General features: G+C 65.6%; 12 protein-coding genes. 7 read left to right on the top strand and 5 right to left on the bottom strand.

All coding sequences use genetic code 11. The features are described 5' to 3' along the window. Positions 1-103 precede the first annotated feature (103 nt). From F8237_RS08535 to F8237_RS08505, 7 genes are all read left to right on the top strand, one after another. Positions 104-1,051 (top strand): branched-chain amino acid ABC transporter permease, encoded by a 948-nt coding sequence (locus F8237_RS08535; protein WP_015688231.1) that lies wholly within the window; start codon positions 104-106, stop codon positions 1,049-1,051. Then, entirely contained in the window at positions 1,048-2,340 is a 1,293-nt protein-coding gene (locus tag F8237_RS08530) for a branched-chain amino acid ABC transporter permease (protein ID WP_151643694.1), read from the top strand. The genes F8237_RS08535 and F8237_RS08530 overlap by 4 nt, the downstream gene beginning before the upstream one ends. Then, positions 2,337-3,107, top strand: coding sequence for an ABC transporter ATP-binding protein (locus F8237_RS08525; protein WP_151643692.1), 771 nt, complete (start codon positions 2,337-2,339; stop codon positions 3,105-3,107). Before F8237_RS08530 ends, F8237_RS08525 begins: the two co-directional genes overlap by 4 nt. Continuing rightward, positions 3,107-3,802, top strand: coding sequence for an ABC transporter ATP-binding protein (locus tag F8237_RS08520; protein ID WP_151643690.1), 696 nt, complete (start codon positions 3,107-3,109; stop codon positions 3,800-3,802). Before F8237_RS08525 ends, F8237_RS08520 begins: the two co-directional genes overlap by 1 nt. Before the next feature lie 221 nt (positions 3,803-4,023). Then, a complete protein-coding gene (locus tag F8237_RS08515; RefSeq protein WP_151643688.1) occupies positions 4,024-5,229 on the top strand; it encodes an ABC transporter substrate-binding protein in 1,206 nt (401 codons plus the stop codon). Positions 5,230-5,328: 99 nt separating this feature from the next. Beyond that, positions 5,329-6,525 (top strand): CaiB/BaiF CoA transferase family protein, encoded by a 1,197-nt coding sequence (locus tag F8237_RS08510; RefSeq protein ID WP_151643686.1) that lies wholly within the window; start codon positions 5,329-5,331, stop codon positions 6,523-6,525. A gap of 302 nt (positions 6,526-6,827) precedes the next feature. Next, positions 6,828-8,399, top strand: a complete 1,572-nt coding sequence (locus F8237_RS08505; protein WP_151643684.1) for a L,D-transpeptidase — start codon at positions 6,828-6,830, stop codon at positions 8,397-8,399. Positions 8,400-8,417: 18 nt separating this feature from the next. On the opposite strand, the gene F8237_RS08500 is transcribed toward F8237_RS08505, so the two are convergent. The 5 genes from F8237_RS08500 to F8237_RS08480 all read right to left on the bottom strand — a co-directional run bounded on the left by F8237_RS08500 (position 8,418) and on the right by F8237_RS08480 (position 14,609). Next, on the bottom strand, positions 8,418-10,742 hold the full coding sequence (locus tag F8237_RS08500; RefSeq protein WP_151643682.1) for a caspase family protein: 2,325 nt from the start codon (positions 10,740-10,742) through the stop codon (positions 8,418-8,420). A gap of 106 nt (positions 10,743-10,848) precedes the next feature. Continuing rightward, complete coding sequence (locus F8237_RS08495; protein ID WP_151643680.1) at positions 10,849-11,385, bottom strand: VOC family protein; 537 nt, start codon at positions 11,383-11,385, stop codon at positions 10,849-10,851. A gap of 137 nt (positions 11,386-11,522) precedes the next feature. Continuing rightward, positions 11,523-12,491, bottom strand: coding sequence for a Bug family tripartite tricarboxylate transporter substrate binding protein (locus F8237_RS08490; protein ID WP_162005944.1), 969 nt, complete (start codon positions 12,489-12,491; stop codon positions 11,523-11,525). 11 nt (positions 12,492-12,502) lie between these two features. After that, on the bottom strand, positions 12,503-13,396 hold the full coding sequence (locus tag F8237_RS08485) for an MBL fold metallo-hydrolase (protein ID WP_151643678.1): 894 nt from the start codon (positions 13,394-13,396) through the stop codon (positions 12,503-12,505). Positions 13,397-13,400: 4 nt separating this feature from the next. Then, positions 13,401-14,609, bottom strand: a complete 1,209-nt coding sequence (locus F8237_RS08480; RefSeq protein ID WP_151643676.1) for an ABC transporter substrate-binding protein — start codon at positions 14,607-14,609, stop codon at positions 13,401-13,403. Positions 14,610-14,660: the final 51 nt, after the last annotated feature.

Raw genomic sequence — 14,660 nt, 5'->3', positions numbered from 1 at the left:
GTCGTGCTCCCGCGGCCGTCATGGGCTGCGGGAGGGCGACGGCCGGACGACGTTTGATCGGATTCACCGGGACCGCCGGGCCCCGGCTAGACACGAGTACGCTGTGCTTGAACTCATTGTCATTTCGACCCTGAACGGCGTGCTGTTCGGCATGCTGCTCTTCCTGTTGTCGAGCGGGCTCACCGTCATCTTCAGCATGATGGGCGTGCTCAACTTCGCCCATGCCAGCTTCTACATGCTCGGCGCCTTCTTCGGCTTCCAGCTCACCAAGTGGATCGGCTTCTGGCCGGCGCTGGTGCTGGCGCCGCTGCTGGTGGGCGCCATCGGCATGGCGGTGGAGCGCTATGGCTTGCGCAACACCCACAAGCACGGCCATGTCGCGGAGTTGCTGCTGACTTTTGGTCTTGCCTTTGCGATCGAAGAGATCGTGTCGATGATCTGGGGCAAGAGCCCGGTCGACTACCGCGTGCCGGCGCTGCTCGACTTCCCGGCCTTCACGATCTTCTCGACCAACTATCCCGCCTACAAGATCTTCATGCTGGCCGTGTCGGTCGTGATCTTCGTGGCGCTGCTGCTCGTGCTCAAGCGCACCCGCGTCGGGCTGATCGTGCAGGCCGCGCTGACGCATCCGCACATGGTCGGGCATCTCGGCCACAATGTCGGGCGCGTCTTCATGGCGGTGTTCGGGGTCGGCAGTGCGCTGGCCGGGCTTGCCGGCGTCATTGCCGGTCCCGCTCTGGTGACGCAGTCCGACATGGCCGCATCGCTCGGACCCATTCTGTTCGTCGTCATCGTGTTCGGTGGCCTCGGCTCCTTGCCCGGCGCCTTCATCGCCTCGCTCGTCATCGGGCTGGTGCAGACCTTCGCTGTGGCGCTCGATGGCTCGCTGGCCAGCGCGTTCGGCCCGCTCGATCCGTCGTCGGGACCGTCCGTCCTCACCGACATCTGGAACGTCACCATCGCGCAGGTCGCGCCGATCGTTCCCTATATGCTGCTGGTGCTCATTCTGATCGTTCGCCCCCTGGGCCTGATGGGGACGCGCGAGTCATGACGACTGCAACGACATCGACCTCCAGCGTCGCGACCAAGCCCGGCGGCGGAAATCTGCGTTTCTACGGCGTCTGGCTGATCGGTATCGCCGCGCTGATCATCCTGCCGATGATCTTCTCCTCCGGCGGTTCGCTGACGTCCTTCAGCCTGATCGGCATCGCGATCGTGTTCGCGCTGTCCTACAACATCCTGCTCGGCCAGACCGGCCTGCTGTCGTTCGGCCACGCCGTTCACTACGGCCTCGGCGGCTTCGCGGCCTGCCACATGATGAATGCGGTGGTGTCGCACGGCTGGCCGATCCCGCTGCCGTTCATTCCGCTGTTCGGCGGGCTCGGTGGCCTGATCTTCGCTGTCATCATCGGCTGGGTCATGACCAAGCGCGCCGGCACGGTGTTCGCGATGATTTCGCTCGGCATCGGCGAGCTGGTGGCGTCGTCCTCTCTGATCCTGCGCTCGGTATTCGGCGGCGAAGCCGGCATCACCACGGACCGCACCGCGCTGCCAAAAATGTTCGGCTGGTCGTTCGGGCCGCAGCTCCAGGTGTACTATCTGATCGCGTTCTGGCTGGTGCTGGCGGCCATTGCGATGTACGCGCTGACCCGGACGCCGCTGGGCCGGATTAGCAATGCGGTCCGCGACAATCCCGAGCGCGTCCAGTTCATCGGCTACGATCCCCACGTCGTCCGCTATCTCGCTTATTGCTTCGCCGGGTTTTTCGCGGGCGTCGCGGGCGGCCTGACCGCGATCAATTTCGAGATCGCGAACTCCGCGCTGCTCGGTGCGATCCAGTCCGGTCTGGTGCTGTTCTCCACCTTCATCGGCGGCACCGCCTATTTCTTCGGTCCGATCCTCGGCGCGATCCTGGTCACTTATCTGCAGCTCGGGCTGACCAACCTCACCACGGCTTGGCAGCTCTATTTCGGCATCATCTTCATCGGGATCGTGATGTACGCGCCGGGCGGCATTGCCGGCCTGTTGATGATGCACCGGCCGTTGGTTCGCGCCGGGACGCTGTGGACCGTGATCCCGTCCTACCTCGTCGCGATCGTGCCGACGGTCGCGCTCGCCTGCGGAGTCATTCTCACCATCGAGACGGTCGCGCGCTATTCCGGCGGGGAAGCCATCAATCTGTTCGGCATCGGCTTCAAGCCGACCTCGCCGGTGACATGGGGCAGTGCTGCGGTTCTGGTTGTCGGCGGCGCGTTCGTCGCGCGGCTGAGCTGGCAGCGGATCGCGGACGCGTGGGATCGTGCGGCTACGGTTGCTCGCGACCGGGGGTATCTCGCATGAGCGGAGCGGCATCTGAAAAGAGCGCAGCCATCGAGGTCCGCGCCGTCGAAAAGCGTTTCGGCAATGTCAGCATCATCCGCGACCTCAATCTCAGCGTCGCGCAAGGCGAGCGGCACGCCATCATCGGTCCGAACGGCGCGGGAAAATCCACGACGTTCAATCTGATCAGCGGCCATATCAAGCCGACCTCGGGCGAAGTGAAGCTCAACGGCGAGGTGATCTCCGGCCTGCAGCCGTTCGAGATCAACCGGCGTGGCCTGTCGCGCTCGTTCCAGGTCACCAACGTGTTTGCCCGCATGTCGGTGTGGGAGAACGTGCGCTGCGCCGTGCTGTGGGCCACCGGGCATCGCTATGCCTTCTGGAAGAACGTCGACAGTCTGCCCGAGGTGCGCGAGCGCACCGCGCAGATCCTTGACGACATCCATCTGACGCACCGGCGCGATGTGCCGGCCGGTCTCTTGACCTATGCCGAGCAGCGCGAACTCGAGATCGGCATCACCATCGCCAGCGGCGCCACCGTCGTCATGCTGGACGAGCCGACCGCCGGCATGAGCAATGCGGAGACCGAGCGCGCCGTGGCGCTGATCCGCCGGCTGACGGAGGGCAAGACCCTCGTGATCGTCGAACACGACATGAGCGTCGTGTTCGGCCTCGCTGATCGCATCTCGGTGCTGGTCTATGGCCACATCATCGCCTCGGGCACGCCGGAAGAGATCCGGCGCGATCCGAAGGTCAAGGAAGCCTATCTCGGCGAGGAAGCGCACTGATGCTCGAGGTCAGGGATCTCCACGCCTATTACGGCAAGAGCCACATCCTGCAGGGCGTCGACCTCGACGTCGCCGCCGGCGAAGTCGTCAGCCTGCTCGGCCGCAACGGCGTCGGCCGCTCCACCACGGTCAAGGCGATCATGGGCGAGGTCGCGCCGCAGGGCACGATCCGCTTCAAGGGCAAGGACATCGTCGGCCTGCCCAGCTACAAGATCGCGCGCCTCGGGCTCGGCTACGTGCCGGAGCATCGCGACATCTTCCCGAGCCTGACGGTTCGCCAGAATCTCCTGCTCGGCGTCAAGGACACGCGTCGTCCCGGCAAATGGCGGCTGCAGGACATGCTCGACATGTTCCCCAATCTCGCCGCGCGTGCCGATACCGCCGCGGGCGTGCTGTCCGGCGGCGAGAAGCAGATGCTCACCACCTGCCGCACGCTGATGGGCGATCCTGATCTCATCATGATCGACGAGCCGACCGAGGGTCTGGCGCCGTTGATCGTGCAGCAGGTCGGCGATCTCATCGCGCGTATCGCAGCGGCCGGCGTCGCCATTCTTCTGGTGGAGCAGAAGCTGTCGATCGCGATGCGCATCTCCAAGCGCGTCTACATCATGGGCCACGGCCGCGTCGTGTTCGAGGGCACGCCGGACGAGCTCAAGGCGAATGCCGCCGTGCGGCAGGAATGGCTCGAGGTCTGACCTTACCTTCAGGCGGCGGGCTCGCAGAATAGAACGGCTGCAAGCTGCGCATACGCATCTGAATTCTTCGCTACATCTCGCGCGCCCCATTCAGGCTATCGTCGCGTTCGCCGACATCGCGATCGATGCGGCCGATGATAACCAAGAACAGAAGTGGAGGACGTTGGCGACGGCCTTTCGGGCCCGCGTCGATGCGCTCCGCCAGGGAAGGAGATGCCGGCATGCCGGGAAAACAACTGGTCCGTGGAGCCGTTGCTCTGTTTGCTGTCCTGAGCGCCGCTTCGGTCGCGATGGCCGGAAACTACGACACCGGCGCGACCGATACATCCATCAAGCTCGGGCAGACCATGCCCTATTCGGGGCCGGCCTCGGCCTATTCGGCGATCGGCCGCGCCGAGATCGCCTATTTCAAGATGCTTAACGACAAGGGCGGCATCAATGGCCGCAAGGTCGAGCTGCTCAGCATGGACGATGCCTATTCGCCGGCGAAGACGGTGGAGCAGGTGCGGCGTCTCGCCGAGAGCGACGAGGTGTTTGCGATGTTCTCGATGCTCGGCACCGGCCCGAACATCGCGGCGCAGAAATACCTCAATGCCAAGAAGATCCCGCAGCTGTTCCCGTCGAGCGGCGCCAGCCGCTGGAACGACCCGCAGCATTTCCCCTGGACCACCGGTTCGCAGCCGACTTACCGGACCGAAGGCCGCATCTACGCCAAGTGGATTCTCGCCAACAAGCCGGATGCCAAGATCGCCGTCATCACGCCGAATGAGGACCCCGGGCGCGACTATCTCGCGGGCTTCAAGGAAGGTCTGGGCGAGCACGTCAGCCAGATCGTTGCGGAGGCCACCTACGAGACCTCCGATCCGACCGTGGATTCCCAGATCGTCAAGTTCAAGGCCGCCGGCGCCGACGTCGTCTTCAACGAGTGCACGCCGAAATTCGCGGCGCAGGCCATCAAGAAGATCGCGGAGCTCGGCTGGAAGCCGCAGATCATTCTTCCGGCCGTCTCGAACTCCGTCGGCTCCGTGCTGATGCCGGCTGGTCTCGACAATGCCGTCGGCATCGTCACCGGAGCCTTCCAGAAGGACCCCGGCGATCCACGCTGGGCCGACGATCCCGGCATGAAGGCCTGGCGCGAATGGATGAAGACCTACAATTCGGGCGCCGACCCCGCCGACATCTTCAACGTCACCGGCTACACCATGGCGCAGATGATGGAGCTGGTGCTGCAGCGCGCCGGCAACGATCTGACGCGCGCCAATCTGATGAAGCAGACGCAGTCGTTCAAGGACGTCGAGCTGCCGATGCTGCTGCCGGGCATCAGGCTCAACACCTCGGCCGAGCAGGTCACGCCGATCCGCCAGCTGCAGATGGCGCGCTTCAACGGCAAGTCATGGGAGTTGTTCGGCGACGTGATCGGCGAATAGGATCGATACATCATGGCAGCCGGGCAGGGCGCGAACCTTGCCCGCTTGTCTTGTCCGCCTGCAATTGCCCGCATCGCTTGCTCCAGCCAGAGTGAAGACATGACGACACCGACCGGTCCCCTCAGCGGCATCCGCGTGCTCGATCTGACGAGCGTGCTGTTCGGTCCCTATGCCGCGCAAATGCTCGGCGATTGGGGCGCCGAAATCATCAAGGTCGAGCCGCCCGCCGGCGACACCTGGCGCTACACCGGCGTGTTCCGGAACCGCGGCATGAGCGGGCAGTTCATGGCGGTCAACCGCAACAAGCGCAGCCTCGCGCTCGATTTGAAGCATCCGGACGGCAAGGCGGTGCTGGCCAGGCTGATTCCGACGGTCGATGCCCTCGTCACCAATGTGCGGCCGGCGGCGATGGCGCGCCTCGGCTTCGGTTATGAGGCCTGCGCAAAGCTCAATCCGCGGCTGATCTACGCTGCGGCGACCGGCTTCGGCCAGGACGGCCCGTGGGCCGCGCGTCCCGCCTTCGACGAGATCATCCAGGCCGCCTCGGGGCTCGCGTCGTCGATCGGATCGGACGAGGAACCGGCCTTCGTTCCGAGCCTGATCGGCGACAAGATCTGTGCGATGGCGATGGTCGGCGCGGTCTCCGCGGCCTTGTTCCGGCGCGAGCGCACCGGGCAGGGCCAGATGGTGGAAGTGCCGATGCTGGAAACCATCGCCGGCTTCAACAGCATCGAGATGCTGGGCGGGCACGCGTTCGATCCGCCGATCGGCCCGACCGGCTACAAGCGGATGAAGAACCGGCGCCCGGTTCGGACGAAAGACGGCTGGCTGACGATGCTGCCGTATTCCGGGGACAATTGGTGCGCCTTCTTCGAGGCCGTCGGCCGCCCCGAATTGAGCGACGAGCTCGGCGTGCGCGATCCCGTGCTGCGCTCGCAGAACATCGACAAGATCTACGACCGCATGAGCGAGATCGGACCGACCCGCACCACCGCGGAATGGGAGGAATTGCTGCTGCGGCTGGACGTGCCGCACACCGCATTCGCCAAGCTCACCGAGATCGGTGAGCAGCCGCATCTGGCCGCCGTCGGCCTGTTCGCCGATATCGATCATCCCACCGAAGGCCGGATCAGGCAGGCGCGTCCCGCGACGAAATTCTCGGAAAGCCCGGCCGGCCTCCATCGCATGGCGCCGCGCCTCGGCGAGCACTCGCGCGAGGTGCTGCGCGAGGCGGGCTTGAGCGATGCGGAAATTCAGGCGGCGGTCGACAGCAAGGCGGTCGGCGTCGCGTCTTAAGCCGTTCAGGAACCGTCTCACAACTCTCTGTGATGATAGTCACATCGCGTGCCCAAGGGGCGGGCTTGGCACGCCATTGATTGTCGCAGCGGACATTGTGCCGCAGCGATTCGTGACCAGCCTCGGGCCAGCCCCGGCTCCCAGCCACCTTCCGCCTGTGCGAGCCCTCGTATATGAGAGATTTGCCGCCTGCCAGGTCCGAATATTGCCGGATACGGAACGCAAGGTGGCTGCGATTTCTTAATCCAAAGATCGCAATCTGATCGAGATTGGCGCGGACTGGTATCGGACCGGGGTATGGCATGAAAGACCTGATGACGACGGCGCAATCCACCCCGGCGATGCGGCGTTGGCGGCCTCCCGGACTCGTGGCGCTCATGACGGTCGCCGCCCTGACGGCGCTGACCGGCAGCGCCGAGGCGGCCAAGCAGGCGCGCCAGCCGGCCGAGGCGGTCGCGCCGCGCGAAGCCGGCGAGCCGATCATGGCGATCGTCTCGATCAAGAGCCAGCAGGTCACTTTCTACGACGCCGACGGCTGGATCCTGCGAGCCCCGGTGTCGACCGGCACCACGGGGCGCGAGACGCCAGCCGGCGTCTTCGCCATCGTCGAGAAGGACAAGGACCACCGCTCGACCATGTATGACGATGCCTGGATGCCAAACATGCAGCGCATCACCTGGAATGGCATCGCGCTGCATGGTGGGCCGCTGCCCGGCTATGCCGCCTCGCACGGCTGCGTGCGCATGCCCTTCAACTTCGCCGAGGGCCTGTTCGACAAGACCAACATCGGGATGCGCGTGATCATCTCGCCGAACGACGCGGCCCCGATCGATTTCACCCACCCCTCGCTGTTCGTGCCGAAGCGCGAGGCCATCGCGGCCGTGCCGGGCCGGGCCGACAAGCTCTCCGCGGAAGCCGAGGAGGCGACCCAGGCTGCCGCCGAGGCCAAGAAGGCTGCGGCTGCGGCCGCGAAGGAGGCGGCGTCGCTTCCTGCATCCCTGCGCAAGCTGGAGCAGCAGAAGGCCAAGGCCGATGCCGAGCTCGCCTTCGCCGACAAGAAGATCGCCGCCGCCAAGACCGATCAGGCGCGTGCGCAGGCCGAGGAGCTGAAGCAGAAGGCCGCGACCAAGGCGGCCGACGCTGCATCGGCGCTCGATGCCGCCAAGGCTGCCGCGCAGCCGAAGCGCGATGCCGTTGCCGCCACGAAGGAAGCCGCCAAGGTCGCGGCGACCAAAAAGACCGAGGCGGTGACCGCTGCGACCGACGCCAAGCTCGCGCTCGAGCCGGTCTCGGTCTACATCAGCCGCGCGACGCAGAAGCTCTACGTGCGGCGGAACACGCACAAGCCGGCGCCGGATGGCGGCGGTGAGGTGTTCGACACCAGCATCGAGGTTCCCGTCACCATCCGCAATCCCGACCAGCCGCTCGGCACGCATATCTTCACCGCGATGGCGAAGAACGATACCGGACTGCGCTGGAGCGTGGTCACGATCGAGAGCGGCGACGACGCCAAGGACGCGCTCGATCGCATCACCATCCCGCAGGACGTCTGGGATCGCATCGGCCCGACCGCGTTGCCGCGCTCGTCGATCGTCATTTCGGACGAGCCGCTGAGCGCCGAAACCAACTACCGCACCGAGTTCGTGGCGGTGCTGAGCAACCATCCGCAGGGCGGCTTCATCACCCGCAAGCCGACCGCGCCGCCGCCGATGGAAATGGCGAGCGACGACGGCTGGGGCAATGGCGGCAACGGTTTCGGCTTCTTCTTCCAGCAGCGCGACCCGAACCCGCAGCCGGTCAACCCGCGACGCCAACGCGGCGGCCAGTATCAATACTACCAGCCGGCGCAGCCGATGCAGCGGAGCTTCTGGTAGCGCGCGGCTGGGCTCCGACTACCGCGCCAGCAGGGACGTGAATCCCGCCGGTTCCTGCATCGCCTTGCGGGCCTCGAGCGACATCGGCTCAAAGCGGCTGCCGCTCGAGATGCTGAGCCGGCTTTCGACGCCGCTCGAACCGGCGTAGCAGCCCTCGGGCGTGTAGCTGACGAAACCGTCGTCGCCGAAGCCGATCGCGGTGAGCAGCAGGCGCCGTTCGCCGATGTCCCAGACCTTGATGGTCTTGTCCTCGCTCGCGGAGATCAGCCGCGTTCCACCTGGAAAGAACGCGACCGCTTCGACGTCTTCCTGGTGGCCGGAGAAGCTCGCCAGCAATCGGCCGCTGTCGGCATCCCACAGATAGACCGACTTGTCGCGGCCGCCGCCGCCCGTGACGATGCGCTTGCTGTCCGCGGACCAGCTCGCCGACACGACATAGTCGCGATGCCCTGCCAGAAGCCGCGACGCGCCGGTTCGAACGTCCCACACCTTGGCTGCGCCAAGCTCCGCATCCGAGCCGGCCGTGACCACGCGCGTTCCGTCCGGTGAATAAGCGACCCGCAGCGCCTTGCGGCCGTAGGCGTCCTTGGCGTCGATCGTGCCGCTGGTGCGATAGAACCTGATCCTGCCGTCGTAACCCGCCGAGACGAACTCGCCCGAGCCGGAGGGCGCGTAGCTCAGGGAGCGCACCGCCGCGCGTGCGGGATCGGGGCTCTGGTGATCGAGCCTGCTTTTGGCAAGCTCGCGGGTCTGCAGGTTCCAGATCCGGACGACACCGTCCTCGCCGGCCGACGCCATGTATTTGAGCGACGGCTCCGGTGCGAAGGCGACTGCGAATTGTTTGGCGCCGGCGTCGAAGGTCAGGCTCTGGCCGTCGCTCCTGAGATCCCACACCTTGACCTTGCCGTCCCATCCGGCGGAGGCGAGCAGCGAGCCGTCGGCCCAATAATCGAGCGCGTAGACCGCGCCGGCATGTCCCTTCAGCACGCGCGTCTGCCGCAACGAGGATGCGTCCCAGAGCCGGATCACGCCGTCGTCGCCGGCGGTGGCGATCTCCCGTCCGTTGGGAGCGACGGCGATGGTGCGGACGCTGGCACCGTCGACATTCGGCTTGATCGAGACCGGAATGAAGGGGCCGCCGACGGCATCGTTGCCGCGCCGCGCGATCCGCGTGGTACAGGTCGATGCCGGCACGGCGGCGACGCTCTTCGCCTCGGTCGCGGACGGGGTAGCGAGTGTGAGCGGCGTGACGGTGGCCGGTGCAGCCGCGAGCTTCGGCGCAACGACGGGCTTTGCTGCCTCCGGCGGCGGTGGCAGGGCGGGGGCGATCTGAACCTTCTTCGGCTCGATCGCGACCGTGGCAGGCGCCGTCGCGAGGCGAGCCGCCGCCGCGAGCTTGTTGCGCTGAACCTTGGCAAGATCGGTGTAGAACCCGCTCGGATGCGCGGCGATATAGAGGTCCCAGGCCTCCACCGTGCCGACGCGCTCGGAGAACTCGTAGTCGCGCGAGGCGCTGGTGTCGGTGGATGCGACGGGCGCTGGCGGCGGGGCAACGAGGGCCGCTGCCGGTGCCAGCACGACGTCGTCGCCGCCGAGCGAGCCGTAGATGAACGGTTCCTGCCTGTTGGTCGTGGCCTGCAGCACCTCGTCGCGAACATAGCCGAACGCCTTGCGCAGATCGAGGCCGGGCGTTGCGAGGTGATGCGCCAATGCGGTCGCGAACGGACTGTTCTTGCCGTCGCCGTCGAGGGCGGTGAGGCCGGCCTTGGCGGCGAAGGCCACCAGCGTGTTCGGGCTCGACGGCTCGACCTTGGCAAGGCCGCGCGCGACCGCGCGCGAGGCCATCGTGCGCTTCATGTTCTTGGCGAATGGATTGTCGCGGCAGGCATCGAGAATGACGAGGCGCAGCCGCTTCGCCGGCTCGATGGCGACGAGAATGCGGTCGAGCCCGATGGTCTCGTCATAGACGTCGGTGTCGTTCTCGAGCTGCGCGTCGACCGGCACGATGTAATTGTTGCCGTCGATCTCGATGCCGTGGCCGGCGTAATAGACCACCGCGATGTCGGCGCTGCGGGCCTTGGCGCCGAAATCGCGCAGGGTCCGCCGCATGTCTTGCGCCGACAGGTCATTGCGCGCATCGACGACCGTGAAGCCGGCCTTCTTGAAAGTCTCGACCAGAAGGTTGGCATCGTTGGTGGCGTTGGCCAGCTTGGGCGCACGCTGATAGGCGGAATTGCCCATCACCAGCGCCATGCGCTGGTCGGCAAGTGCCGCAGTCGGATGGAAGGCGAGCGCCAAGGTGCTGAGAACAGCGCCGAGAGTAAAGAGACAAAAGAATTTCATCACGGCCCCCAAGCCGGGATTTGCAATGTCGGCGAGAATATCCGACCGGGGCCGCAATACAATTTCTATTTGGTGTCATCCGGCGCTTCCTGCCGGCAGCAAGCTGCTACGATTTCGCGACGACCTCGCGGATTGGCCGCGTGCCGTCCCAGCTCAAGGCCGCCTGCCTGACTTTTTCGAAGAACGGGCCTTTGGTGCCGCTGATGTCGGAGATCTCGATGACGGTTCCTGGATGCGTCTGCGTGTCGAAATAGGCAAAGCGCCCCTTGTCGCCGCCGATCTGACCCTCATGGCCGATCCTGTAGCCGAGCCCGAGCGCCTTGTCGTAGAGCGCCTGGTAGTCGTGGCTCCAGTAGGACATGTGCTGCAGGCCTTCGTGGCCGGCGTCCAGAAACTCCTTGTACTGCGAGGGCGCGTCGTTGCGCTGCTGGATCAGTTCGATCTGCAGGTCGCCGGAGTTCGCCAGCGCGATGCTCATCTCGACGGCGGAGTCCTGGCCGCGATGGCGGAACCAGTCGGTCTTGACGCGGTCCATGTAGTACCACGGGCCGACGCCCATGGTTTCGATCCAGTGCTTCATCGCGGCCTGGATGTCCCGCACCACATATCCGTTCTGGCGCACCGCGCCGAAGATGCGGCTCATGCCTGCGCTCCCATTCTCACTCTATCACTTCAGAGGCTCTGATAGCTCGCCGCAAAACGTGGACCTCATCCTGAGGGCCCGCCATAGGCGGGCGTCTCGAAGGATGGCCGCACGCAAGCTTCTCGCTAGGTTCCTGTTCACTTGACCTCGATGCCCGCATCCTTGGCGACCTGCTTCCAGGCCGCGATGTCGCGTGCGTTGATGTCGCGCTGCTCGTCACCCGGCACGAATTGCGGCGTGATGCCGAGCGCCAGCAGCTTGTCTTTCACCACGGCGTCGCCGAGCGCGTCCTTCAGCGCCGCCTGCAATTTCTGCGTGATCGGCGGCGCCAGACCGGCCGGCGCATACATCGCCCAGGACAGGCTGCGGTCGAACGGCACGCCCTGTTCCTTGTAGCTGGCGACATCCGGCAGGCTCGGCGAGCGCTCGCCGCAGGCGGCCAGCGCCTTGATCGAGCCGTCCTTCACCAGCGGCGTCGCGGTCGCCACGTCGAGCGTCGCCAGCGAGATGTGGCCGCCGAGCAGGTCGCCGGCGAGTTTTGCGATGCCGTTGAACGGCACGTGCTCCATCTTGATGCCGGTCTGCTGCATCAGGATCTCCGCGCAGAATTGCCCGGTCGAGCCGATGCCCCAGCTGCCGTACTGGATCGGTTGGCCCTTCTTGGCGAGCGCAATCAGTTCCTTGATGTCATTGGCGGCGAAATCCTTGGTTGCCACCAGCATGATCGCGGAGACGCCGACGCGCCCGATCGTCGTGAAATCCTTGATCGAATCGTAGGGCAGCTTCGGATAGATCGCGGGGGCCAGCACATGCGTGGTCATGCCGCCGACGGTGATGGTGTAGCCGTCGTTCGGCGACGTCGCGACCATCTGCGTGCCGAGCGTGCCGGCAGCTCCCGTGTGGTTCTCGATATAGATGCTCTGTCCGAGCGTCTTGCCCATCTTGTCCGCCAGCAGCCGGCCGACAACGTCGCCGCCGCCGCCGGCCGCATAGGGCAGCAGCATGCGGATTTTATGCGTGGGATAGGCGGCGGGATCCTCGGCGTGCGACGGCAAGGTCGCGGACAGCAGTGCGAGAAACGAAAGCGTGGCCGTGCGCAGCATCATGATGGCATTCCCTAGTCCTCGAAACGAAATCGGTAGGCCTCGCCGTGCCTGACTACGCGGCCTGCGGTCGGCGCCGGAAAGTGGCCGGTGAGCAGATAGCTCGGCGTGTCGGCAATCTCTTCCAGCAGCGCCATCCGGGTCGCGACCGCCGCGGCCGGATCGACGTCGGCGGCATTGGAGAGCCAGGGTGCGGCGCACTGAATCGGGTGGTGGATGACGTCGCCGGACATCACCGCGTGGTCATGGCCGCCGTTGAGATGGATCTGCATGTTGCCGGCGGTGTGGCCCGGCGCCGGCGCGAAGCGCAGGGCCGCGTCGCGATCGTCGAACAGGCGATGGTCGGTTTCGACCAGCTCGGCGAGGCCAGCCGCGACCACCGGCAGCACCGAGTCCTCGAACGAGCCATGGTTCACCGGGCTCTTCGGTCCGGCATTGTGCGCGGCTTCGAAATGCCGGTACTCCTCGCGCCCCATCAGATAGCGCGCGTTCGGGAAGGTCGGCACCCAGCGTCCGTCGAGGAGCCGCGTGTTCCAGCCGACGTGGTCGACGTGCAGATGCGTGCACATCACGAAGTCGACCTGTTCGGGCGCAACGCCGAGGGCCTGCATGTTCTCGAGATAAGGCTGGTTGAGGTCATTCCACGCCGGCACGCGCGGCCGCTGCTTATGGTTGCCGCAGCAGGTGTCGACGATGGCGGTCCAGCGCGGCGTGCGCACGAGATAGGAGTGGTGGCTGAGAATGAAGCGGCCGGTCTCCGGCTCGATATAGCGGTGATCCAGCCAGCTCCGGTTCTCCGCGATCACTTTGTCTGTGACGTTGGCGAACAGCCAGCTCTTGTCGAACGCAAGCGAGGGGATCTCGCTGACGAGATCGACCCGCATGCTGCCGATCTTGACCTGCCGCATCGGCTCAGTTCTTCAGGAGATCGCCGAACGGCACCCAGCGCGTGCCGTCGAAACGGATCAGCTGGAGGCTCGTCATCGGCGTATAGTGCTCGGGCGAGTTGTTCACCGCGGTGCCGTTGATCAGCATCGGCAGCTTGACGTCCTTGAGCGTCGTGGCCTGCCTGATCACATTGGCGCGGGTGAGGTCGTTGCCGGAGGCTTTCAGCACCGTGACCAGCGTCTGGGCGATGGTGTAGCCATAGACGTTCAGCCAGTCGTTCTTGTTGGCGTCCGGCATGTACTTGTCCATGAACGCCAGCCATTCCTTGTATCCGGCATCATCCTTCGAGGCCGGGTCGGTCGCGTCCTTCAGGTACTGGCTGGAGATGACGCCGGTGGAATTGTCCTTGCCGGCCGGCTCCAGCACACCGCTGATCGAGGCCGAGACGTTGGAGATGATGGTGACGGGCTTCCAGCCGATCTCGCCGATCTTGCGTATCGCCTGCGCCGCGAATTTCGGCGTCGCCGCCACCAGCACTACATCGGCGCCTGCGGTCTTCAGTTGCAGGATCTGGGTGTCGACGGTCGGCGCCGAGGTCTCGTAGGCCGCGCGCGCCACGATCGCCTCGCCGCTGCCGAGTCCTTCCTCCAGCGCCTTCAGATAGTCCTTGCCGAGATCGTCGTTCTGGTAGAGCACGCCGATCTTCGCCTTGGCGTGGCTCGCCTTGATGTACTTGGCGTAGGCGATCGCCTCGTCGCGATAGGTCGGCTGCCAGCCGACGGTCCACGGAAAATTCTTCGGGTCGTCCCACTTCGCCGCCCCCGAGCCGAGGAATAGCTGCGGCACCTTGCGGTCGTTGAGATATTTGTGCACGGCGCTGTTGGTCGGGGTGCCGACGCCGCCGAATATCAGCAGCACTTCCTCGCTCTCGACCAGCCGCCGCGTCTGCTCCACCGTCTTCGGCGGGCTGTAGGCGTCGTCGGCAATGATCATCTGGATGCGCCGGCCGTTGACGCCGCCGTCGTCGTTCACCTTGCGGAAATAGGCTTCCGCGGATTTCGCGATCTGCGCGAAGGCCGAGACCGGCCCGCTCAGCGGCGCGGTGGTGCCGATCTTGATGGTCCTGTCGTCGGCGCCGGGATCGTACTTGCTTTGGGCTTGAGCGGTGGTCGCTGCGAGCAGCGGCAACAGGATGCAGGCCGCAGCTACGCGAAGGCGGGCAAGGCGCGCCATGACGTCGTCTCCCAAAATTGCTCTCCGCCTCTCGAACGAGCGGAGTTGAAA

Origin of the sequence: Bradyrhizobium betae (assembly GCF_008932115.1) — a bacterium.
Lineage (GTDB): Bacteria > Pseudomonadota > Alphaproteobacteria > Rhizobiales > Xanthobacteraceae > Bradyrhizobium > Bradyrhizobium betae.
The sequence above is the reverse complement of the archived record's forward strand: the minus strand, read 5'-3'. Positions and strand labels throughout refer to the sequence as shown.

Coding starts and splice junctions, on each gene's coding strand:
- F8237_RS08530 (WP_151643694.1), top strand. CDS start 1,048: ATGACGACTGCAACGACATCGACCTCCAGCGTCGCGACCAAGCCCGGC.
- F8237_RS08525 (WP_151643692.1), top strand. CDS start 2,337: ATGAGCGGAGCGGCATCTGAAAAGAGCGCAGCCATCGAGGTCCGCGCC.
- F8237_RS08520 (WP_151643690.1), top strand. CDS start 3,107: ATGCTCGAGGTCAGGGATCTCCACGCCTATTACGGCAAGAGCCACATC.
- F8237_RS08515 (WP_151643688.1), top strand. CDS start 4,024: ATGCCGGGAAAACAACTGGTCCGTGGAGCCGTTGCTCTGTTTGCTGTC.
- F8237_RS08510 (WP_151643686.1), top strand. CDS start 5,329: ATGACGACACCGACCGGTCCCCTCAGCGGCATCCGCGTGCTCGATCTG.
- F8237_RS08505 (WP_151643684.1), top strand. CDS start 6,828: ATGAAAGACCTGATGACGACGGCGCAATCCACCCCGGCGATGCGGCGT.
- F8237_RS08500 (WP_151643682.1), bottom strand. CDS start 10,742: ATGAAATTCTTTTGTCTCTTTACTCTCGGCGCTGTTCTCAGCACCTTG.
- F8237_RS08495 (WP_151643680.1), bottom strand. CDS start 11,385: ATGAGCCGCATCTTCGGCGCGGTGCGCCAGAACGGATATGTGGTGCGG.
- F8237_RS08490 (WP_162005944.1), bottom strand. CDS start 12,491: ATGATGCTGCGCACGGCCACGCTTTCGTTTCTCGCACTGCTGTCCGCG.
- F8237_RS08485 (WP_151643678.1), bottom strand. CDS start 13,396: ATGCGGCAGGTCAAGATCGGCAGCATGCGGGTCGATCTCGTCAGCGAG.
- F8237_RS08480 (WP_151643676.1), bottom strand. CDS start 14,609: ATGGCGCGCCTTGCCCGCCTTCGCGTAGCTGCGGCCTGCATCCTGTTG.